This is a genomic window from Streptomyces sp. NPDC104371 (assembly GCF_055583785.1).
Genome location: NZ_JBVJNF010000003.1, coordinates 113,950 through 136,961, shown reverse-complemented (window position 1 = coordinate 136,961; position 23,012 = coordinate 113,950). Strand labels below are relative to the sequence as shown.

At 71.5% G+C, this 23,012-nt stretch carries 14 protein-coding genes; all 14 read right to left on the bottom strand.

The window, feature by feature from the left end; genetic code table 11:
* Positions 1-52: 52 nt before the first annotated feature.
* The gene (locus ACZ60T_RS11295; protein ID WP_469665669.1) at positions 53-2,227 is read right to left on the bottom strand and encodes a hypothetical protein; all 2,175 of its coding nucleotides are present in this window, start codon (positions 2,225-2,227) and stop codon (positions 53-55) included.
* Complete coding sequence (locus tag ACZ60T_RS11290) at positions 2,227-5,970, bottom strand: putative baseplate assembly protein (protein WP_469665668.1); 3,744 nt, start codon at positions 5,968-5,970, stop codon at positions 2,227-2,229. The genes ACZ60T_RS11295 and ACZ60T_RS11290 overlap by 1 nt, the downstream gene beginning before the upstream one ends.
* Complete coding sequence (locus tag ACZ60T_RS11285; RefSeq protein WP_469665667.1) at positions 5,967-9,104, bottom strand: putative baseplate assembly protein; 3,138 nt, start codon at positions 9,102-9,104, stop codon at positions 5,967-5,969. Before ACZ60T_RS11285 ends, ACZ60T_RS11290 begins: the two co-directional genes overlap by 4 nt.
* Complete coding sequence (locus tag ACZ60T_RS11280) at positions 9,101-9,493, bottom strand: GPW/gp25 family protein (protein ID WP_469665666.1); 393 nt, start codon at positions 9,491-9,493, stop codon at positions 9,101-9,103. Before ACZ60T_RS11280 ends, ACZ60T_RS11285 begins: the two co-directional genes overlap by 4 nt.
* Entirely contained in the window at positions 9,490-9,825 is a 336-nt protein-coding gene (locus ACZ60T_RS11275; protein ID WP_469665665.1) for a hypothetical protein, read from the bottom strand. The genes ACZ60T_RS11280 and ACZ60T_RS11275 overlap by 4 nt, the downstream gene beginning before the upstream one ends.
* Positions 9,826-9,842: 17 nt before the next feature.
* Complete coding sequence (locus ACZ60T_RS11270; RefSeq protein WP_469665664.1) at positions 9,843-10,379, bottom strand: phage baseplate assembly protein V; 537 nt, start codon at positions 10,377-10,379, stop codon at positions 9,843-9,845.
* Between the two features lie 63 nt (positions 10,380-10,442).
* On the bottom strand, positions 10,443-11,582 hold the full coding sequence (locus tag ACZ60T_RS11265; protein ID WP_469665663.1) for a hypothetical protein: 1,140 nt from the start codon (positions 11,580-11,582) through the stop codon (positions 10,443-10,445).
* Positions 11,575-11,937: a hypothetical protein gene (locus ACZ60T_RS11260; protein ID WP_469665662.1), complete on the bottom strand. Its 363-nt coding sequence runs from the start codon at positions 11,935-11,937 to the stop codon at positions 11,575-11,577. Before ACZ60T_RS11260 ends, ACZ60T_RS11265 begins: the two co-directional genes overlap by 8 nt.
* Before the next feature lie 10 nt (positions 11,938-11,947).
* Positions 11,948-12,640: a hypothetical protein gene (locus tag ACZ60T_RS11255; protein WP_469665661.1), complete on the bottom strand. Its 693-nt coding sequence runs from the start codon at positions 12,638-12,640 to the stop codon at positions 11,948-11,950.
* Positions 12,641-12,642: 2 nt separating this feature from the next.
* A complete protein-coding gene (locus tag ACZ60T_RS11250; RefSeq protein WP_469665660.1) occupies positions 12,643-13,227 on the bottom strand; it encodes a HEAT repeat domain-containing protein in 585 nt (194 codons plus the stop codon).
* Positions 13,220-19,897, bottom strand: a complete 6,678-nt coding sequence (locus tag ACZ60T_RS11245; RefSeq protein WP_469665659.1) for an eCIS core domain-containing protein — start codon at positions 19,895-19,897, stop codon at positions 13,220-13,222. The genes ACZ60T_RS11250 and ACZ60T_RS11245 overlap by 8 nt, the downstream gene beginning before the upstream one ends.
* A complete protein-coding gene (locus ACZ60T_RS11240; RefSeq protein WP_469665658.1) occupies positions 19,894-20,181 on the bottom strand; it encodes a hypothetical protein in 288 nt (95 codons plus the stop codon). The genes ACZ60T_RS11245 and ACZ60T_RS11240 overlap by 4 nt, the downstream gene beginning before the upstream one ends.
* Positions 20,172-22,172: an ATP-binding protein gene (locus ACZ60T_RS11235; RefSeq protein WP_469665657.1), complete on the bottom strand. Its 2,001-nt coding sequence runs from the start codon at positions 22,170-22,172 to the stop codon at positions 20,172-20,174. The genes ACZ60T_RS11240 and ACZ60T_RS11235 overlap by 10 nt, the downstream gene beginning before the upstream one ends.
* A 36-nt stretch (positions 22,173-22,208) precedes the next feature.
* Positions 22,209-22,946: a Pvc16 family protein gene (locus tag ACZ60T_RS11230; protein ID WP_469665656.1), complete on the bottom strand. Its 738-nt coding sequence runs from the start codon at positions 22,944-22,946 to the stop codon at positions 22,209-22,211.
* Between the last annotated feature and the right edge of the window lie 66 nt (positions 22,947-23,012).

Sequence of the window (23,012 nt, the reverse complement as noted above, 5' to 3'; positions counted from 1 at the left end):
GAGGAGTCCCCCTGGTTCGGAAGGCTGCGGGTGGTCCGTACGGCGGCGCTGCTCACGTCACGAAGAAGATCCCGGCGTCCGTGCCCGCGGGCGTGTACTCCGCGAGCCGCGCCCTGAGGCCGTCCTCCCGCTGCGGCCGGTACAGGTCGTGGAAGGCGCCGAGTTCACCGCCGTCGTCCGCGCCACGCCGGATCCCCTCGGCACACCGGTCGGCCAACTGACCGTACCAAGGCGTCCCATATCGCTTCGATGCGAACAACGGTCGTACATGACCGGCACGTTCGGCGCCGACGAGGTCGGGAAGGCAGCGGTGGCGGCGAGGAGTGCGTGAGCCGGGCGGGACGAAGCAGTACCGCAGGCAGCCGATGCCGCGCCGGGCCACGTGGAGCCTGCCGGTGAAGACGGAGTTCTCCGCCAACTCCACGGCATGGGCGTGTACTTCGCCGATGACGGTCGTACGGTGCAGCCGCAGCACGGCGTGGGCGTGACGGCAGTCGGGGGCGGAGAGTGCCTCGCGGTCGTCACCCGTGGCGTCCAGGACACTGTCGCGCAGATGGATGTCGAGGGGTTCCTCGGTGACCTCGTCGCCGATGACCTCGATGGAGCCGAGGACGCTGTGCTCGATCTGGAGGCAGGCGGTGGTGCGTTCGAGGACGATGCTGGGTTCGTCGGGCGAGTGCGGCGCGCACTCTGGCTCCAGTGACCAGCCGGGTACGAGCGTGGAGTGCCGGACGACGACGGCGCCCATCGGACCGGTGACGTTGATCCCGCGACCGGCGACGAGCAGTCCGTCCAGGACGACCCTCGGCCGCTCGTGCGACGCGCAATGCGCGTCCACGGCACGGATGTTGAGGGCGTCGGGGCGGTTGCTGTACCAGTCCAGGAGCCGGATCACCGGCCGGGCGCCGTCGGCGGCGCGCAGTTCGAGACGGTCACCGAGGTCGAGGTCGAAGTCCAACTGCTCCTGATAGGCGCCGCTGTGGGTGATCTCGATGATGCCGGTGCGCTCCGGGGTGTGCTGGTGCTGCCAGGCCCGGTAGGCGTCCATGATGCGCCGGTGGGGCTGTCCGGGGCCAACCCGGTAGACGTCGGCGTCGGCGCCTGTGTGAGGCGTGCGGTCGGGGCGCGCGTACTCACCGCCGCCCATGTCGGCACCGAACGCGTAGTGGTAGTCGACCCACACACCCTGCCGGGGCGCGGAGCGGGCACCGAACGCGATGCGTCCCGACTCCGGGTCGAGGGCGACCTGTCCGCGCCCCGGCCGGTAACGCCAGTCGGACAGGTCGGCTACGACGATGTCGGCGAGCGGTACGGGCCGGTCCTCGCCGTCGCGCCGGATGACCAGGCTCTTGCCGGGGCCGTAGTAGTCGGCGAGCCGGTCGCGCAGCAGTCGGCGGGTGAGGAACGCGGGCACGTTGTCGACCGCCGCGATGTGCGCGGGCGAGGGTTCGGGGACGGGCCGGGTGACCAGCGGGGTGTCGTTGCCCAGGAGGGAGAAGGTGTAGAGGTTGCGGGCGCGGTCGACGCAGTAGGCGGGGGACGAGGTCAGGGAGTACGGCTTCAGCCGCCAGACGAAGAGCCCCACCCCGGCCGGTGTCCAACCGCCTTGTGTCCTGGTGGAGTTGGCACGTCGCACATCGGCCATCCTGGCCGTCTCCTCGAACGGGCCGCCCGCGAGGGCGAGCGCCGCCCCGTCCCGCAGGTCCACCAGCCGCCCGCGCTCGCCGCGCCGACCGGTGCCGTGCAGCTTGACCGGCTGGGTGTGGGCCACGTGGCGGGACAACTCGACGGCGCGCGCGGGCCAGTCGGCGACCTGCTCGGAGAGTTCCTCCAGCAGGTGCAGGGTGCCCTTGCGGCGCCGGTTGGCCACCGTGCCCGCCACATCCCGGCGCGGGGCGACGGCCTCGGCGAGCGCGTCCCGGCCGCCGCGGTGCAGACCGGTGGTGAGGACCCGCTCATAGCCGGGCAGCATGCGGTAGCCGACCAGGTCGCCGAGGTAGGGCAGCACCCAGGGCACGGCGGTCTCCACGAACAGGTCCTCGTAGCCTTGCTGGACGCCGTCACGGACCCGGTTCAACTGTTCGGCGATGACGGCGAGCAGGGCCCGCAGCGGTTCGCCCTCCTCGGCGTCGCGCAGTCGGTGCCGGCGGGGCAGCAGAGCGGCGAGCCCGTCGGGATCGCGGGACGGCCGGGCGGCCGACATCTCCAACTCGGCGTCTGAGGACATCACTTGGCCTCCGTCAGAATCAGGGTGTCCGTGGCCCGCGCCGACAGCAGGGCGAGTTGAGCCGGGCGGATGCCGCGGAAGACGAACACCGTCCGGCCCTTGGGCAGGCGCCGGGTGTCGGTGATGTCGGGGTTGAGGCGCAGGAGTTCGGCGAGGGGGACGCCGTAGCGGGCGCAGACGGACGTGAGCGTCTCGCCGTTCGGGTCGGTGACCGTGTGGGTCCGCTCCTCGTACGCCGCCGGGCGCGCGGGGACCGACGCCCTCGGGAGGCCGGGGTCCGCGAGCAGGGCGGCTAGTTGGTCCGGCCCCGCGGAGGCGGGGACGCCGGTGAAGACGTCGACGTCCACGTAGTCGACTCCGGGCACGGTGTGCGCGGTGGCGAGGACGTCGGAGAGCCGGGCAGGCTGGCCCAACTCACGTCCCTCGAAGCCGAGTTCGCGCAGCAAGGCCTGCCGAAACCGGGGTTCGACGCTCTCCCAGGCGTGGTCGGGGGCGAGCTTCACCTTGGCGGCGATCAGCAGCAGGACGAGTTCGCGTGCGTCCACGCGGACCGGCAGCACGGGGTCGCCATACTCGGTCAGGGCCCCGCGCAGGGGCCGCAGAGCATCGTCGGTGAGTGGTACGTCATCCGTACCGGCGACGGTCACATGCAGCAAGCGCCGTCGTCCGTCGAAGAGTTCGCGAGCCGAGGCCCGACCGACACCGGCGCGGGAGCGGGCGAAGTCCTCGTAGTCGGCCGGGGAGACCAGCCGGTCGAGCGCGGAGACGGCGAGCGGGATCGTGCGGCGGGCGAGCGCGGGCCCGTCCGCGTCCGCGCCGCCGGTCGCGGGCAGCGGGTTGGTGACCCCCGTGACGCCCAGCGGGCGGGTGAGGGGCTGGGTGATCCGGTCGGCGGGCACGTCGGCCGCCTGGCCGGTGCCGAAGCGGTAGCGGGCGCGGACGTTCTCATGGCCGCTGGGCAGCCGTGCGCCATGGACGCCGTCGCCGAAGGTCACGGTGGTCCGGCCGTCGGAGGCGGTGCCGGTGACGTACACGCGCTCGGTCGGGCCGCGCCCGGCGAGACTGTCGACCCGGTGCCAGAGCACCCCGTCCACCCGGATCTCCAACACCGGTACGGCACCCAGGGGGTTGTCGGCGGCGAGCCAGGTCAGCGGGGTCTGCCAGAGTGCGAAGGTCTGGTGGACGCGGTCGAAGTCACCGCTGCCGATGGCCTCTTCGCGGCTCTCGCCGTGGGTGGCCTCGACGACGTTGCCGAGGACCCGGACGGTTGCCCGGTGGTAGCGGTGGGCCAGGTCAGTGGTGAGGGTGAGGCGGGTGTGGACATGGTCGCCCGGGAGTCGCGGGTCCACGACCGGGTCGGCGGAGGCGATCACGACCACCTCACTGGCCGTGACACCGATCGTGCCGGGTACGTCGGTCCGCGCGCCGCTGACGACGAGCGCACGGCCCGGCCCCAACCCGTCGTACAGCTCGGCGAGTTCGATCTCGTTGCCGTGCACGTCCTCGCCGAGCGGCTCGTCGGCCGGACGCAGTGGTTCGCCCGCCGCGTGCACGGTGGTGTCGCGGATATGGGAGAGCAGGACATCGTGCTCGTCCAACCACGGGTCGGTGAGGGTGAGTTCGGTACCGCGTCCGGTGATGCCGTAGTTGGAGTACGCCACCGTACGGACGGCCGCGACCTGGGTGGTGACGAAGGCGAGCTTGGCGTCGCCGGGGACCGCGCCGCCCTTCGAGGGGCGCTGGATCGCCACCCGACTGCCGACGGTGATGCCGTCCTGGACGCTGTCCAGTCGCAGGACACGGCGGTTGAGCGGCGCGGGCTCGCTCGCGATGACGATCTCCACGTTCGGCTCGGTGGTGCCGACCGTGTACGTGGCACTCACCTGGTACTCGCCCTGGGTGAACTGCCTGCTGTCGCCGGGCTTCAGGGAGAACTCCTCGGTGGCGCCGTTGTGGACGGCGATCCGTACCGTGCCGTCGTCCTCCGGACGGGAGACGGACAGGGTGCGCTCGGGCAGGCCGTTGTGGAGGCGGGCGATGACGCCGTCCTCCTGCCGTATCGGCTTGCGGCCCCGGTCGGCCCCGGCCGACAGGTCGACCTGGCCGGGCCCCAGAGCGAACGTGACCTGCTCGGCGACGGGCAGGTTCTCGGCCCGCTGGTCGGAGCCGCTCCCCTCGACGTACTGGAACTCGGCGCGCACCGGCACCTTGCCCGCCGGGTCATGGACCACGCGCATGCTCGCGAGCACCGCGCCGGTCAGCGGCCAGTCGGCGGTGCGGATGACCCGGCCGCGCTCGTCCTGGACGGGCTTGAGCGGGGCAGTGGCGCCGAAGGGGGCCGCGGTGACCCGCATCGCGAGCAGCTCGCGCAGGAGGGGTCCGGTGCCCGGAGCGGCGGCGGCGCGCCAGGCCGGGTAGAGACTGCCGAGGCCCGGGGTGAGCGCCGTGAGAAGGCGGGCGGTGTCGGTGCCGGGGGTCCCTTGTCGGGGGGTGGGGGCGGTGGCGCGCAGGGCGGGGAGGACGGCGCTCAGGGCATGGAGGGCGGCACGACGGGGATCAAGGTGGGCGGCCTGGCGAAGGTCGGGGTGGGCAGTCTGATGTGGGTGAGCGGTCTCGTGTGCGGCGACGGGCTCCACCGGTTGTGCGGGGGCCAATTCCCGTGCGCGCTCGGTCAGTTCCGCGAGCTCCGCTTCCAACCGCTCGAACCACGCCGCCACATCGTCGTACGACTCGGCCAGCACCTCGGCCTCGCGTAACCGCGCGATGGGCTCGCCGAGACGGGCCGCCAGACTCTCCGGTGTCGTGATGCCGTCCAGGTCCGCGCGCAACGGGGCGAGGACCTGGGCGTCGAAGTCGTCGATCAGGCGGCTCACCGGGCGCGGATCGGGGACCTCGGGGGTCGGCGGCTCGTCCCCCGGCTCACCGGGCCCGGCAGGGGCGGCGATCCAGCGTCGTACCGCGTCCACCAGCTCCGAGAGCGTGGGCGGGGCCGACTTGGGCAGCGTGATCGCGGTGATCCCGTCCTCGCGGTCGACACGGACACCGGCGATGGTCAGCAACTTGCGTTCGCCACCCGCCTGTTCACCGAAGACGAAAAGGAGCTGGTCGCCGGTCTGAAGTGAGTTCGCGGTGCCCTCCACGAACAGTTCGGAGCGGCGGTCGAGGTCCTCGGGGGTGAGGAGGGAGGGGCGGCGGCGCCGTACGGTCAGCTCGTTCCAGTCCCAGCGGGCGGTGAGGTCCCGCGCGGTCTCGAAGGTCAGCGACCGCTCGTCGGCGGAGGCGGGCACGCTGTGGCTGCGCGCGCCGCCCGGGATCAGTACGGGCAACGCCTCGGCACGCGGGTCGCGTTCGAGGGTGTACGCGAGGTGGGTACCGGCCGCCACTCCGGGTCGGGGCCGGTGCCCGACGAGCCGGCCCAGCTGCACCAGCGAGCGGTGTTCGTCGGCCGTGCGGAGGTAGGCCTCGTCGGCGATCCGCTCGGAGTGGAAGGTGAGCAGGTCACCGAGGACGGCGGCGGCGTCGAGCAGACCGATCGCCGGGTCGTCGGGCGTACGGACGGTCAGGCTCGCGAGAGCCGGGTACGCGGGCGAGGCGAGCCGGTCGAGGAGAGCGGCGAGGAACGAACCGTACTCACCGACGCGGTAGTCGAGCGCGGTGCGGCCGGGCGGGTTGTGGAGCGGGGCGGGGGCGAGGCGCTCGTCCTGGCCGCCGCACGCGCCGCCGCAGGAGCAGGCCTGGCTCATCGGGTGCCTCCCAGAGTGATCGCCAGCCGCCCGTGTTCGGGCCGGTCGGGGTCGTTGGCGCAGGTGGCGATCTCCAGCGGGCCGAGCCGCAGCACGCCGTCCTCCCGCTCTCCTCGGTCCTGCTCGAACAGCCGTCGCAGGCAGGTGACTTCGACGCTCTCCACTCCGGGTACGGCCGCCGCGGCGGCCACCAGACGGCTGAGCCGGACGGGTTCGCCGAAGGTCAGCGCGTCGGGGTGGAAGAAGCCGAGCCGTCCACCGGGCAGTCGGCCGCTGCCGAGGACGCGGTACAGGTCGGCCAGGATCTGCCCGTGCTGATGACCGGGCCGCGCACAGACCGTGAACGCGATGTCCAGCGGCACGAGTTGGGCGGGGACGACGACCAGATCGTGCCCGATGCGCCGGTACGCCTCCAGTGCCTGTGTCACCGAGTCGAGCAGCCCCTCCGGCGGGGTCTCGCCGCCGTACGCGTCGATCGCGACGTGGGCCTCCAGGAGGCTGCCGGTCCAGCGGATCTCTGCGGCGGCCCGCTGGACGCCGGGCAGGGCGGAGGCGAGGGCCGCGTAGTCCTCGGCGGTGACCGCGCGCAGGCGGGTGCGACGCAGGTCCAGTGGCGCCAACCGGCGCGCCTGCTCCAGGGGTTCGGGCTCGGTGCCGCCGGTTGCGGGCAGCGGGTTGCGGACTCTGGCCGCCGGAACCGGCCCGCCCAGGTCTTCGGCCAGGACGGCGTCGGTCGCGAAGGCACCGGCCGCGACGACAAGGTGGTTGATGGCTTCCGCACCGACGTTGCCCGCGATGCCGCCGCCCAGGCGACAGCGCACCGCCAGGCGTGCTCCCGGTGTCGGCTCGGCGCCGTACCGTCCGTCGCCGAAGCGCAGGGCGAGGCGTCCGTCGTCCTCCGGTTCGCCGACGAAGTGCCGGTCGCGGGGGCCGCTGTCGAGCAGATCGCGGCGCGGCTCCCACCTCGCGTCGCCGTCGCGGAGGCGTACGGCGGGCAGGGCGCGGCGCGGGTCCTGGGCGAGTGCGGCGGTCGCCGAACCACGCAGGGCCGGTTCCTCGGGGTGGAGCCCGTCCGCGTACGTGGAGCCCCAACTGTGCGTGATCTCCCAGGCGATGTGGTCGTCCAGCACGGTGCCCGCGCGGGCCCGAGCGGTGAGGATCTCGACGCGCCGCAGCTTGACGGCCAGCAACTCGTCACTGCGGTGCAGCAGTTCACGCAGCGCACGGACGGGACGGCCGCGCAGCTCCAGCCGTTCCAGCACCTTCAGCCCGAAGATCACGGCGAGTTCGCCGATCTCGTCCCCGCTGAGCCCGTCGCGGTCGTGGGCGCTGCGCCACAGGTCGACCAGCCGTTGCCGGATCCGACCGGGGATGGCGGCGATCCGCTCGGCCTGTCCGGCGGCGACGGTCGCCGGGTCGGGGTACGGCACGGCCTGGGTGACGGGCGCGCGACCGAGGACGGGACGGAAGCGCGGCCGGATGCTCGGGTACACGGACTGGGCGAGCAGGGTCCGCAGGGCCGCGGTCTGCGCGTACGCGGTGCCCGGCACCACACACTCGTGCGGCTGTCCGGCCCGCTCCAGGCCGAGCCCGGCGCGTACGACGGCCCGCTCCCCCACGACGTCGAACAGTTCGCGCACATCGTCCGGGGACAGGGCCCGACCGCTCTCCGCTCGATCCGTCAGCGACGTGATGAGCCGTGCCGGGGAATTGCCCTCCCGGCGGTCGTCACACCCGAACTCCCTTGGCCCACAAGGCGCTACGACCGCCGGGACGGACGGCACGGTGACCGTCCCGTCGTGGCCGGAGCGGCCGTGGTCGACCAGAACCGCGTTGCCGCGAGCGAGGGTCACGTCCTCCACGGGCAGGCAGTTCCGCCCGCCGCGCGTGGTCAGGCGGAGCGGGAAGCGCAGGGCGTCCTCGGTGGCCCAGGTGACCTCCAGAACGGGCTGGTCCTCGATGCGGTCCAGGCCGGGGGTGACGGAGGTGAGGCGTACGGCCTGGCGGTGACGGGGGTCGGCGTCGCCCGGGGTGCCGGTGCGCGGGCCCTTGACCTCCTCCAGGATCAACACGTCGCCCGGCTTCAGATCGAGCCTGCGCTCCCGGCAGGTCTCGGGTTCCGTCCACTCGTCGCGCAGGGTGGCGGCGGTGGCCCCCATGGGCAGCGCGCACACCTCTCCGCCCCAGGTCCACAGCCGGATCGCGTTGTGCGCGACCCGCAGGTGGAGCGGCTCGGTGACGACGACCGATTCGAAGACCTCCACGGAGCCGCGTTCGTCCAGGTCGCCGAGGTCGTTCTCGTCGATGACCGGGCCGGGCGGCGGCCGGTCGTGCGGGTCGAGGTGACGGATGTCGACCGAGGCGAAGCGGAAGGAGCCCGGCGCCAGGGTGTGGTCGGCGGCGGTCTCGACGGTCACGTAGGTGCGGGCGTTGCAGCCGTCGTGCAGGGCGTGGTCGATGAGCCGGACGTGGCGGCGTACGGAGACGCGGCGGCGCGCGGTGTCGAGGTAGGTCTCGGTGGCGACCGCGTCCTGCTGGTAGCTGATCTGGTCGCCCGTGTACGCGAGCAGCTCCACAAGGGTCGTACCGAGGTCGGCGGGGTTGCGCTCTGCCCAGTCCGGGGTGGTCAGCGCGAGCCGGTCGAGCAGCAGCCCGCGGATGGTGTCGTAGTCGCGGGCCGTGTAGTCGATGACGGGCGCGGACGGGAGGAGGGCACTCTCCTCGGTCTCCTCCACGCGGTCGAAGGGGGTCGGGCGGTCCGGCCGGAACGTGAACTCCGCGCTGTGGTACCGCTGATCGAAGCCTCGGTAGGGCGTGCTGCCGGGCCGTCCGTACGGGTCGGACTCCACCAGCGACATCCGGTAGCGGGAGGTGTCACCGGCCCGGTCGAGGGTGACGTAGAGCCGGTCGTCCAGTTCGGGGTCCTCCTCGCGTTCGACGCTGACGTCGACCGCGCGGATGTCGGTGACGCGTCGGCCGCCGTCGACGCGGACGTTCTCGAGGGCGAGGCCGTGCGGGGCCTTGCCGAGGAAGGTGACGGTGAGCAGCAGCCCGTCGTCGCTGACCTCGACGGCGTCAACTCCGTTGAGCCGTGCGGCGCGTACCTTGGCCCGCCGGGTGGTTCCCGCGCTCATGCCGCCCTCCCCTCGAAGACTTCCTCCCGTACCGCCCCGGTGGCGCGGACGACGTACGAGAGCCGGACCCGTACGACGTCGTCTCCGCACTCGATGTCGAGGGCCAGCACCTCGACCAGGTCGCCGAGCCAGCGCTGGAGCGCGGCCTGGACGGCGAGTTCGAGGGTGCTGACCAGTTCGGGGCTGTTCGGGGCGAAGACCAGATCGAGCAGCCCGCAGCCGAAGTCGGGGCGCATCACGCGCTCGCCGGGGCTGGTGAACAGCAGTTGCTCGATCAGGTCGTGGACGTGCTCGGCGGGGCGGGCGTGGGCGGTACGTCCCCGCCGGTCGGGGTGGAAGGGGAACGCCATGTCGGCGCACAGACGGGTGTGTTGACTCGTCGGCCTCATCGGACGGATACCTTTCGCTGCGCGGCCTGGACGACGGCCGGCCCCTGCGGGACGAGGGCCGCGCTGAAGCACTGGGCGGCGGAGGTGTCGAGCAGGACGGGCGCGCCGTCGACCGTGACGCCGGTGTCCGCGGCGGTCCAACGGACCGTGGTGCACGGCGAGGACACGCCGTCGACGGTGTGCGGGCAGCCGGTGACGGCGTAGGGGTGGTCGCTCGTGACCACGGCGACTCCCCCGATCCGTACGCCATCGGGGGGTGGGGTGGCGGGCGCGACGCGGCCACCGTGCGGGCAGCCGATCACGGCTCCGGCTTCCAACAGACTCCCGGACAACTTCTCTCCCCCGTCGGCTATCGCTTGGAGTTCACGGTCAACTGGCCTTGGTTCACGGTGACTTCGCCGCCCCGAAGCACGATCTCGGCGCCCGCCCCGGTGGCGATGACCACGGCGTCCTGGGTGATACGGATGGACGCGCCGTCCTGGGCCTGGAGGAGGATCCCCTGCTCGGCCCCGGCGGTGTCGTTGAGCACGATCTTGTGCGCCTGCGGGGTCTGCACGACGACCGGCTTGCTCGCGGCGCCCGCCCGCAGCTCCCGGCGCGCGTCGGGCGGCAGTTCGTCGGCGTCGCCGTACCAACACCCGGTCCACACCGGGAAGCTGGGGTCCCCCTGCTCGAACTCCACCCACACGCCCGCACCGGGCGGCGGCACCACGAACTGCCCCGACTGCGGCCCGGTGAACGGCAGGCAGGGCAGCGCCCAGGTGGACGGCTCGCCACCGAGGACGTCCGGGACCTCGGCCGTGATCCGGCCGAGGCGCAACGGGTCGTCGTTGCTGACCACCCGGCCACGGAACTTGCCGAGGTGACGATTGCTGGGTGCCGCCATGGTGGAGGTACTCCTGGTCGGTGGGTGAGCGGGGGTCACGATTCGCGGGTCACGGGCTGTGGTTCATGGCCGGACGTGGTCGCTACGGGCCTCCAGTCCCTCCCGGGAGAGGGTGAAGTTCTGCTGGAACGACCCCGGACGCAGGTTGTGGGTCACGGACTTGACGAAGTAGTCACCGTCGTAGGCCCGTCCCGCCCCGCGCACGCCGACGAGTCGGCGCGGCTGGAGGAGGTAGCCGTGCCGGATGACATCGAGCGAGCCGGAGCCCGAGATGACGTCGGCGGACACCGCGGCGCGGGCGAGGAGTTCGGCCTCGGCCTGCTCACGCTGCTGCTTCGCGGTACCGGCAAGGGTCTTGCGCTTGAGCGCGGGGGTCGGCCGCCTGCCGAGGGCGGGGCGCAGCGGGCTGATCGGCGGCTGGGGCAGCAGGGTCGACTGCCGGGTGCCCGGGTCCTGCCAGCGCGCCTGCGGCTCCTCCCGCGCCGTACCGTCGTACGCGAAGGTCAGTTGGTCGACGGTGGAGGCCGCGTCCATGTTGACGTCGAGGGCGTGCTGACGGAGCCCGAGCCGGACCTCGGGCCCCCAACGGGCCGATGACCGGCCGGGGTCGGGGCCGGGTTCGAGGTAGAAGGTATAGCCGTTGGCGCGGGCGAGTTCGGTGACGTACTGAAGATCCGTCCCCGTCTGGTAGTGGACGCGGAGGTCCTGGTGCGGGGGCTGGGCCACCTTCTCGGTGTAGACGTCCGGCCGGATGCCGTACGCGGAGTACCGGCGCAGGATGGCGAGGACGCGCTCGGACGGCGGCAGATTGGGGTAGCGGGCGGTGCGCTCCTCCAGGTCCATGAGCAACGTCAGATCCTCGCCGGTGACGGTGAGGGTGGAGTGCCCGGGGATGTTGCTGGCGCCGACCTCCTGCCGCACGATCAGCCCGTCGAACAGCACCTCGGGGGTGCCGCGGACGCTGACGGTCAGGATGACGCGGGTCTTCGGGTCGAAGAACCCCTCCGGCAGCAGCCGTTGGTTGATCAACCCGTTCTTGGTGAGGTCGAAGGCGAACTGGAAGCCGCTGCGCTCACCCGCGGTGGCGGTGATCTGAGCGGACAGCAACGCCTCGGCGACCTCGGCGGGAACGGGGCGGGTGAGCGTGGGCCCCATGAGGAGCTGGACATGGACGGGCCCCTGCCCCACGGGCTGTTCAGACACGCCGCTCTCCTCGCGGGAACCCTCCGGCGAGCGGGATACCGATGACGCGCCCCGCCTCGTCCGTCAACTCACGAGGATCGAGGAGGGGATTGGCGTCGGCGATGCGCCACCACTGCCCGGGGTCGCCGAGGTAGCGCTGCGCGAGCAGATCGGCCCGCTCCCCCGCACCGACTGTGTGCGCCTCGGTCTCCGCACCGAGCGGAGGGAGCAACCGCCGTTTGATGTAACGGACTTCGGTGCCGTCGCTCCGCCGATGCACACCGATCTCGGCGTCGTGGTACCGGCTCGTGCGCGGGTAGGGATGGGAGCCCGGTAGGGAATCCAGGGCGCTCTCGTCGGACTCGGTGTCGGCCATGACGTGCGGGTCATCCCCTTCCGGTGCCGGTGAGAAGGTCGGCGCCGCCGAGCCCGAGGGCCCCGAGACCACCGCCCCGGGCCGCGGCGGCGAGCCGCTCCTTCTGCGCCAGGTGCGCCAGGTACAGATCGGCACCGCGATGCCCGGCGGGCAGATCACTGACGGTGAGGATCTTCATCCCGACACTGAGCGAGGCCCGGATCGGATTGAGGTTCACATCGAACGCGGACTCGTTGACGGAGAGTTCGGTGAGCCGTACGGGCATGACCCGCTTGCTCCCCCAGGTGAACAGGGTGAGCGGCATCTCGATCGGACTGATCTCGATGGCCCCCTTCTTCGTCAACCGGCTCGCGGCCCGTAACTGCGCGGTGGTGGGCTGCACGAGCATCTCCAGGGTGGCGAGCTGCGGATGTATCCCATCGGGCGCGGCAACGTCGAGCTGGTCGGTGGCGTCGATCTCGGCGGTGAACTTCCAGGTCTCCTGGGCGGGGCCCTTGAGCCGGAGCGCCTCGTTCCGATCCCCGCCACCGGTTCCACCCCCTCCGGCGTCGCCGCTGTCCCCGGCGGACTGGGGCGCGATGCTGCGCTCCAGGGTGTCCGGGTTGAACTGGAGGACGATGACGCGCTGGGGGGTGCCGGTGTCGGGGTCGACCACGACGAGGCCGGAGCGGACGGGTCGGGGGATGTCGGGGTAGCGGGTCACGGTCAACCGTCCTTCAGACTCTCGAGCAGGACCTTGGAGCCCGCCCGGACCCGTTCGTCCGGGTCGTTCTCCGCCAGCCGCCGCAACAGGGCCTCGCATTCCGGCCACGCGAGGTAGACGGTCGCCCAGGCAGCGGCATTGCGGATCTCCGGATCACGGTCTTCAGCGGCCGTCCGGAGCATCTCGAAGATCTCGCCGTCGAATTCCTTCGGCGCGAAGAGCGCGAGACGGACGAGGTGGCGCGCCGTGTCCGCCTTCGACATGCCCTCATCGGCTGCCGCGAGGACGTCTTGGCGTGAATAGGGCGTCAGCAGCGCGGAGATCCGATGGGCGAGCGTTTCGACGGCAGCCCGGTCCGCACCGAACACGATGACGACCGAGACCTGAGTGATGAGGTCCTCGACATACATCACCCAGAGTTCCGCGGCCACGCCCCAGGTGACGGTCTTCTTGTAGTTCGCGTCGCCGCGTTCCGCGTTGGAGTCCACGACCTGCCAGTCGGCGCTGCGTGTGATGGCGTCCACGGAGCCCCACCCGGGCAACTTCCGCAGGGGCAGGTGAATCTCGGTGTAGCCGATCTCAGCCATGGTAGCCTCGTTCCAATTTGCTTTCGAATGCGCTGTCCGCCGGCATTCCCACGATTCCGACGAGTTCCCGATAGATCTCCACCAGGAACTTCCCCTTGGCTTTGGGGTCCTTGGGAGAGTAGACAAGTCCCTTGGCGTCCGCCCAGATCTTCAGGTTGACGGCGGTACGACGAAGAACCTCTTCCGACGCCGCGGTAGGCGGCTGAAGGGGGGTCTTGTTCCTGATTTCCTCCGCCACTCTCTCCCACAGCGGTTTGGCCGCTCTCATCTTGTCCCCGCCGATGCCGTAGGCGTTCTGCACCATATGACCGCTGACTTCCTTGAACCTCTGCATCAGCGTGTGGATCTCGGGGGCGAGATGCTTCTTCCCCTTGGGCTTCGGGGGATTCAGGAAGCCCGTCCCCACCGATTCCGATACCGATGCCCCGCTGCTCACGTCGTCCCAGTACGTGGGAAGCCCGGACATCCGGCGTGCGGCGAGCAGCCACTCGGTCTGCCGACCGGCCGCCTGGCCACCGATCACCTGATAGCTGAACTCCCCGAACTTCCCCTTCATCGCTTCCTTGTTGTTGATCGCCGCACGCCCGGACAGCGGAAGCTCCGGGAGAAGATTCGCGATGTGCGGCCCACCCGCCTCGGAGGCCATGACCGCGGCCAGGTTCGGGACCATGACGAACGGCGTGCGCCCTGTCTCGATCAGACCTATGAGAGTCGCGGTGAACACCGCCTGTTCCATGGTGTTGACGCTGGGGAGTTGACTTCCCTGCCACTTGTCCCGTTCTCCGGCCAGGGATTCGAGCATCCGCCCGCCCATGAGGGTCCCGTTCGGCTCCGCGTCCAGGAGCGCCTTGGCCTCCTCAGCGTAGGTGAAGTTCTTGTCGACGCCCTCGGGCGCGAGTGTCGTACCGCCACCGCCGTTCTCCGTATGCTTCAGGTACAGGCGGGAGTTGTACTGGGGATCACCGGCCTCGACCTGGAGCATCTCGTCGCTCTTGTGCGGCAGCGGGTTGTCCAACGTGTGACGCAGCATCGGCGCGATGCCGACATCCGCGGGAACGGTACGGGTGCGGGCGGCCGTGGGAGCGCCGTCGGGGTCGCGGGGCGGACCCCCGATGCCGATGCGCTGTGACTCGGCGATCACGTGGTCCGACCTCAGCACATGGTTGACCATCGCGTCGACGGCGTCGGCGAGTTCGATGGTGTCCATCTTCAGGCCGGTCGCGACCTGCTCCTCGGGGTTGAGTACCGCCTCGATCCCGAAGCGCTCGGTCTCCCCCGCGCTGAGTTCGGTGAGCCGGTACCAGGCGCGCATCGCCGCCAGGGCCGCGCGCAGGATCGGGCGCCCGGTGCCGCGCCGCAACATGCCGTCGATACGGGGGCGGATGCGTGCCACGATCTTCCGCAGCCGCGCTTCCTTCGATTCCTTCGAGTCCTCGTCCTTCTTGCGCTGGTCCCGCTTCTCCTTCTTCCGCTCCGGGTCCCTGTCCTTCGGCTTCCGGCCGGGCCTGCCGTCTTCGGGCCGTCGCGGCTTCCGGCCCCCGTCCCTGGGCCGCCTGCCGTCCTCGTCCCTGTCGTGCTTCGGCTTGCGGGGGTCCTCGTTGCCGTCCTTCGGCTTGTGACCGTCGCCGTCCTTGTGGTCCTTCGGCTTGCCGGAGCCCTCTCCGTCCTTGGGGTTCTTCGGTCTGCCGGAGCCGTCCCCGTCCGTTCTGGGCTTGGCCGGGTCCTGTTCCCTCGGGCGGTTCGGGTTCGAGGGGTCGTCCTTCGGTCGTACGGGGGTCTCCCGGTCCGGCCGTGGGCGCTCCGCCGGGTCCGGGTGGCGACGGCTGGTCGCCGGTGTGGCCGGGCGGTCGGGCTCGGAGCGACGGGAGCCGGGGCGGCCCGGCCCCGCGGGGGGTCGCCCGGAGGCCGGGCGGGTCGGGCCCGGCCGGTCGGTGCCGGGCCGGGGCCTGGCCGGGGCCTTCGGCGTCGCCCCCGCGCTCGGCTCGTCACGTCGGCTGTCCGTCTTCGGCCTGCCCCCCGGTTCGTCGGCGCCCCCGGCCCGTGGCTTTCGGCCGCCGCCCCGTCCGGCCAGCTTCGCCGCCACGCCCTTCAGGCGTCGGCCGACCTTGGCGACGTACTTGCCGATCCCGTTCATGAGGGCCTGGTAGAGGACCTCCAGCAGCGCCACGACGCCCGCCGCGACCGCTTTCGCGAAGAGGAGGCCGGCGCCGCCCATGCGGACCACCTTGAGCCAGCCGAGGACAGCGCCCAGGGAGGCCAGGATGGCGCTCAGCGCACCCCAGGCGGTACGGATGGCGTCGATGACCGCCATGACCCAGCCCGCACCCGGGATCAGCTTCGCGACGACCTTGGTGATGACCAACTCGCCGATGATCAGCGGAAGTTGCGGAACGACCGCGTCCCACGCCTCTTTGACGATCTTGTCGAGGGTGAAGCCGCCCTTGACGAGTTGGTCGATGATGGCCTTCGGGACGCCGATGATCTCCTGGATCTTCTCCTGGAACCACGTCTTGACCGCCGCGGACACCTCGCGGAACAGATGGTGTTTCGCGCCGTCCACCGCTGAGTTCTTCGCGCCGTTCAGCCAACCGCCCGGGTCCGTCAGGAAGTCGACGGCGATCAGCATCCACGCGCCCAACGCGCTCAGCAGCTTCGACGCGAAGTCCAGGACCGCCTTCACCGCGTCCACGACCGCCTTCACCGCGGCCTGGAGCATCTTCTTCAGCACGTCGAGGATGCCGCTGAGGAGCTTGCCGATGGCGTTCAGCAACTCGGTGACGGCCTGCTTCAGGGCGTGGGCGAGGCGGTTGACGAGGGCGATCGCCGCTGCGACCAGGCTCGTGATCAACTTCCGGACCCGGTCGGCGAGTTCGATCACCGCCCGGACCATCGCCTTGGCGAACTCGATCAGGTCCTTGATGAAGTTCTTGATCGCGTCGACGATGTTCTTGCGGGCCTCGTTGATCCAGCGTTCGACCGTGGTCCTGAAGTCGCGGATGAACCCTGTGACGGCGTCTCGCGCCGCCCGGATCACCCGGACGATCGCGTTCTTGATCTCGACGACCTTCTGTTTGATCCAGTCGAAGGCCTTCGTGATCCAGTTGCCGGAGTCCTGGACGGCTCCGTCGCGCTGCCGCTGGGCATCGCGCTCCGCCCGGTCGCTCTCGTCCTTGATCTTCTTGTCGCTGTTCCCCTTCTCCTTCTCGACGTCGTCGTCTGTCTTCGTCTCCTCGTCGTCGACGTCCTTGCGGATCTTGTCGTGCCGCTCGGTCTTCTTGTCACCGAGCGTCTTCAGCTCGTTGTCCTGCGACTTGCGCCAGTCCTCGCGCTGTGCGGTGACCTCCGCCATCGCCTTGTCGCGTTCTCCGGCCTGCTTCTCGGTGTTCGCCGCGATCTCGGCGTCCACCTTGTGCTTGTGCTCGTCCTGAGCGCTCCGGAAGCCCTGGTCCTTGGTCCGCCGCCCCTCGGACATGCTCGTGCGTCCGTCCGAGAACGCGGCCTGGAACTGCGGTCCGCGGTCGTGTTCGGCGACCTCGGAAGCGGCCTCCGGAGGTACGGCACCGGTCGGCCCGCCGCCCCCTACGGCTGTCTGCCGACCGCCCTGCTGCCCCGGCACCTGCGCGGTCAACCGCTCCTTGGGCGCGTCGGGGTAGACCTGGTCCTCGCCCATCCTTCGGGATGCGTCGTCGCGGGCCGTCGCGACGGTCTCCTGTCCCTTGGCGTCGACATGGCCGTCCTGCTCACCGGCCGTCCGGTCGGCGGCTTCCCCCATGCGTACGCCCGGAGCGTTGCCCGCCTGGGCCTGCTTGAGTGCCTCGTCCTTCGTCGGCAACCCGGCGAACTTCGCGGCGAGTTCCTGTGCGTCGACCTTGAAGCCGAGCCAGCTTGCCACCTTGCCCAGGCCGAAGCCCAGGGCCATCTTGAAGGTGTCCCAGCCGCCCGGCTCCTCGGCCTTCTCCGCGTCGATCTGGCCTTCGGGCTCCTGCTCGCCGGTGACCTTCGCGTCCTTCGCCTCCGGCGCCTGGGACTGCTGGGCCGGATCCTGTGCGTACTGAGCCGGAGCGTCCGTCCGCGGTCTGCCCTGAAGGGTCCGCGGGGCGCCCGCCGGGCGCTGCATGGCGGGAGGCGCGGCGGCGAGCGTCCTGTGCTCGTCGCCGACCGCGCGGTCCACCGCGCCGCCCACGCCGTCCATGGCCTGAAGTGCCGTGTGCGGCTTGAGCTTCGAAGCGGTGGTCAGGCCCGCTTCGGGGCTGGCACCGGAGAGGTTCGGAACCGGCGCGGAGTTCTTCTTGGCACGTCCGGGGGAAGGCGCACCGCCTCCCCCTCCGCCGTCGCGCGGGGAGCCCTGCGCGGCGGCCGCCTTGGGCGCGGTCTCCGGTACGTCCGTGGCCCCGGACTCGGCTTGCGCGGTCGCGGCGGGTCGCGCGGCCACGGGTACGGACGTCGGCGCCGGGGCGGGTCCCGTCGTACGCGCGTTCGTACGAGCTGGTGCCCGAGACGGTTCCCTCACCTCGGCCGGAACCAGGGCGCCAGGAGCGGAAGCCGGCCCGGAAGCCCCGGTCGTACCTGATCCCGCAAGGGCCCCGACGCCACCGGTCCCACCCGCGCCCGTACCGTCCGTCGGCTCCCGTACCCCGGCATCGGACTGCGCCGCCCGGCCACCGGTGGCCTGTTGAGACTCCTTCTCCGGAGCGGTCGATGCCCTGTCTCCGCCGGACTCGGTACCCCGCTCCTCCTTGGCCGCCGACTCCTTCTCCCGGCTGTCGCCCTCGGACGTGCTCTCGGTGTCTCCCGAAGCCTCTTGGACCGTGGTCTGCGCCGTCACGGGTCCGGCCTTCGGATCGTCACCGTTCTTGGGGTCGCGCGTGGCGTAGGCGGACGGAGTCGCCGCCTGAACAAGTCCCGTACCGCTCAAGGAGGTTGCGCCGCGCTGACTGCCCTCGGTCTCGATCGACGGCTCGGGTTCGACGGGTTCTCGTGCGCTGTCCTCCTCGGCCTCCGCCTCCTCGGCGTCCTCCGCCTCCCTGTCCGAGCGGACGCGCTCCGCCTTGGTCGTGGGTGACGCGGGGAAGGAGGGGGTGACCTGGGCGTCCGACGACGGGTCCAGCTGTTCGGCGGCCGGTACGGAGGACAGGTCGAGGTCCTGCTGCGGAAGGAAGTCTCCGGGCTGCAACTCGATGTCCCAGGCGCTGGGTTCCTCGGCGGCCTCGGCCTCCGCCGCACTGCCGGAACCGGACGGGTCGTCCGCTGACTGCTCCCGCAGCCCCTCCACGTCCTGGTTGCGTACGCCGTCGAGCGCGCTGAGCGCGCCGGGCAACTGCATGTCCTTGCCCGTGACGACCGGAGAACCCTTGGGCTGCGCCTGGCCGTTCGGGTCCACCCGGTCGGTCCGGCCGCCGACCGCAGCCGCTTCGACAGCCTCCGCACGGTTCCGCGCCGCCGACTCCTCCTTGCTCGCGACCGGGGTGGCCTGCCGCTCGGTGGAATCCCCGCTTCCTCGGTCTTCCTCCTTCGCACCACCGCGCTGCCCCTTGTCCGGCAGCCCACCGGAGGCAGCGGCGGAAGTCGGCTGCTTCCGCGGTGCCCCCGCCTTCTGTACGGCCTCGGGCCCCTGCGGCTCCCGCGCCTTCTGCTGCCCCTTGTGCGGCGCGCCCCCGCCCTGCGGGGTGCTCACGTGCTCCCGCATCCAGCCGTTCTGCGGCGTGCTCCCGGCCGCGCCCTCCTCGTCGGAACGCTCCTTCTCCGGGCCCGGCGCCGCGTCCAGCCGCTCCTCCTCCGCGCGGCGCTCTTCCGTCGTCCGCAGGGCGTTCTCGCGCTCGGTGCGTAACTCCTCCGCCAGGTCCGGATCGATCTCCGGGGCGTCATGTGCGTTGAGTTCGAGGTCCTGGGCCCCGTCGTCGTACGCCTCGATCTCGTCCACGAGGTCGAGCACCCGGTCGTGTTCCGGGGCCGACAGCCGGTTCTCCAGGCGGACGAGGACGCCTTCGAGCAACTCCTCGGGAAGTCGGGCGAGTTGCCCGCGCGTTCGCCGGGACAGGTCCTCCGGGTCGCCGCGCAGCGAGCGGACGACCGAGTTGGCGAGGCGGTCGAGCAGGGTCGCCGGGTCGATCGCCTCCGCGCGGTTGCGGTCGGCGTCGACCGTGGCGTACCGCAGCCAGCCAGGTGTGGCCTGCCCCTCCCGTACCTCGGGGGCGGACTGCTCCTGGTCGGGTCGTACGAGACTCCGGGCAGCCCCCTCGGCCTCCCGCTCGATCGTCTGCTGCGGCAAGCTCACCGCGCCCGGTTCGCGACCGGCCCGCAACGCGCCCAGCCCGTGCGGGTTCTGCACCGTGTGCAGCAGTTCATGGGCGAGCAGGCGGCGGCCCTCGTCCGTGCCCGGCTTGAACGTGCCCTCGCGGAAGAGGATGTCCTGGCCGACGGCGACCGCGTCCGCGCCCAGCAGCTCCGTCAACTGCCCCGCGTCGCGACCGGTGTGCAGGCGTACGCGGCTCAGGTCGTGGCCGAGTCGCTCCTCCAACTCCCGCCGTACGCCCGGATCGAGAGGCTGCCCCGCGCCGCTGACGATGTTCTTCGGTTCCGGGGTGCGGGACTTGGCGGCTCGTTCCTTGCGCTTGCGGCGGCGTCGGTCGGCGGACTGTTCCGCGACGGCGTCCTGGGTGCGGGAACTCATCGGGTCACCTCCCCGTGGCCGCTGAGCCCCTCGTGTACCGCGCGCGCCAACTCCTGCCCGAGGCGGCGTGCCGACAAGCCCGGGGGCAGGGGTGGGAGTCCGGTCAGCGCGTCGGCGGTCAGTGTGCCGTTCGCCGCCAGGGGGACTCCGTGCAGCCTTACCAGCCGCGTCAGTTCGCTCTCGAACGCCGCCGAGACACGTGCCGGGTCCGCCCGGAAGCCGTCCAGTACCAACTCGCCGATCTCGACGCGGATCGCCGAGGGCTGTCGCCTGTTCACACCCATCCGCGCACCTCCGCGGGTGTCAGTGAGCGCTCCAACTTGAGGTACTCGGTGCGGGCCGCGGCGAGCATGTGCCGCATCTGCAACCGGTCGCCCTCCTCGGCGGCGAGGAAGGCACCGGACAGGGCGATGTTGCGGATCGACCCGCCCGCGACGGTCAACCGGGCCAGCAGATCGGGATCGATGTCCTTGACGGGGGCCTGCGGTGGCAGCACCCGGCGCCATATCTCGGCGCGTTCGTGCTCCGCCGGGAAGGGGAAGTCGACCACGAAGCGGATACGGCGCAGGAACGCCGTGTCGAGGGCCTGCTTCATGTTGGTGGTGAGGATGGCGAGGCCCCGGTAGGCCTCCATGCGCATCAGCAGATAGCTGACCTCCAGGTTGGCATACCGGTCGTGACTGTCCTTGACCTCGCTGCGCTTGCCGAACAGCGCGTCGGCCTCGTCGAACAGCAGGAGCGCGCCGCCGCGTTCGGCCGCGTCGAAGACCTGGCGCAGGTTCTTCTCGGTCTCACCGATGTACTTGCTGACCACCTGCGAGAGGTCCACGACGAACAGGTCCAGGCCCAGTTCCTTCGCCATGACCTCGGCGGCCAGCGTCTTGCCCGTACCGGATCCGCCCGCGAACAGAGCGGTGACGCCGAGCCCTCGGCGCAGGGTCGCGGCGAAGCCCCACTCCTGGTGGACCGTCGGCCGCTGTCGTACGTGCGCGACGATCTCCCGCAGTACGGCCGTCTGGCGCTCGTGCAGGACCAAGTCGCCCCAGCCCGCCTGCGGTTCGATCCGGCGGCCCAGTTCGTCCATGCCGAGGCGGGCCTCGTCCAGCCCCGCGCGCCACGCGAGTTCGGCGATGTCCGCCTCGTCCTCTCGATGCAGTTGCCGAGCCACCGCCGCGGCGGCCGTGCGGACGACGTGCGGTGGGAACTGGAACTGTGCGACCAGGGTGCGTAGTTCGTTGTCCTCCAGGTCTGCCACGTTCTTGAACGCGTCGCCCCACAGGGCCAGTTGCTCTTCGTCGTTCAGGCGCGGTACGGATACGCGCGTGCCGTGCGGGCGTCCGGTGCGCAGCGGGTTCTCGCTGGAGACGACCACCGGTACGGCGGCCCCTCTCAGGAACGCCTCGGTCGCCGCGCGCTGGTCGCGGTCCAGGTCCCCGGCCTCCACCAGCAGGGCGGCGGGCAGCAAGATCGCCTCCCGCTGCCACAGCCGCGCCAGCCGGTCGCGTTCGACGGGGTCGGTCGGCACGTCCTCCGCGCTCATGGCGTAGAGGCCGAGTCCGCAGCGGGCGGCAGCGGTGGCGGCCAGCTCGGCGCGGCTGCGCGGGTCGCCGCCGGTCACCTCGACCAGCAGCGGCGCGTCGGGGCCGCGGCCCTCGTCGGTCCAGCCCTCGGCCAGACGGCTCGCCGCCAGGTCGTAGGACGACGGGAGCGCGTCCGGTGCCGTGGTGCGGCGCAGGCGGCCGTGCAGCCGGGCGTCGAGGTAGGGCGAGCCGAGCAGGAAGTGCAGGACGCGCTCGTCCAGGCGGAGCCGGGAGACGGTCAGCCGGGTCTCGTCCTCCAACTCCACTACGCGCCAACGTCTCAGCGGTGCTACGGGGGTGAGCGCGCTCCAGTGCGGTGCGTCGAGCGCGGCGAGGGCGAGCGAGAAGGTGGGGTACGTCCGTCGCGGATCACCCGCGGCGGCCGCGCACCGGGCGGCGGTGGTCGAGTCGAGTTCATCGGCCGCGGTGAGCAGGACCACGTCGCGCTCGAAGGAGGTGAGTCCGAAGAGGGTGACCAACGCGTCCAGCGGGGTGGGGGATTCGGGTACGGGCACGACGGCGGTGGGTGGGGTGGAGGCTGTGAACTGCTGTTCGGTGACCTGCTGTCCGGTGGTGCGCTCTTCCCTCGCACGGGCCACGTGCGCGTCGACGCGGGCCAGGACACGCCGGATCCCGGCGGTCAGCGCCATGTCCTCGGCGCCGGAGTCGGTCGCGCTCTCCTCGTACGTGCCCATGTGCTCACCTGCCCCCGTCGTGTCGCCCGTGCCGGATCAGTTCGCCGTGGTCTCCGCGATGTCCGTGGTCTCCGCGATGTCCGTGATCTCCGCGCCGGGCTTCTCCGCCGCGGCCTCCGTGGCCCCCTCGGCCGTATCGGCCCCCGGCCGCTCCGGCGCCCCCTCCGCCCCGAACGGCAGCACCCGTACCTCGGGCCGCTCCACCGGCCTGGCCGCCACCGGCGTCTCCAGACCGTCGATGAAGACGAGGGACGCCTGGTAGACGACGGACAGGGCGTACGGGGTCTGGTAGAGCATCCCCCAGAGCTTCGACGTCTCGTCGATGTCCATCACCATCGGTGTGAACCGCACCCGCTGCGCCGCTTCCACGAGATCGCTGTCCGCCAAGTAGGGCTTCTCGCCCGCGAGTTCGATGACGTCCTGCGGCAGGACCGGTATCTCGTGCAGCGTGCGTACCACGGAGCCGAGAAGCCGCTGCCCGACCAGTTCGGTCTCGTCGCCGTACGCGCTGATCACGTAGTGCAGGTCGAGTGCCGCGGCGGCCCGGCGTACCAGCGTGCCGTCCGCCGCGCGGGTCGGCAGATCGTCGTTGCGCCGCGAGGTGTTGGGGGTGACCTGGAAGAGGAAGACGGAGATCGTGGGGTCCGTCGGCGGCTCGGCGGGCGGCTTGCGCGGCTCCACCTTGACGGCCATGTCGATCTCCGGCTGAAGGTGGGACTCGATCAGCAGGGCGAGGGCCTGGCTCACATGGGCGATGGCAAGTGCGTTGCTCATGGCGTCAGTTCCCCGGTCCCTGTCTGTCGTGTCGCTCGTACGGCCACTCGTGCCCCTGCCACCGCG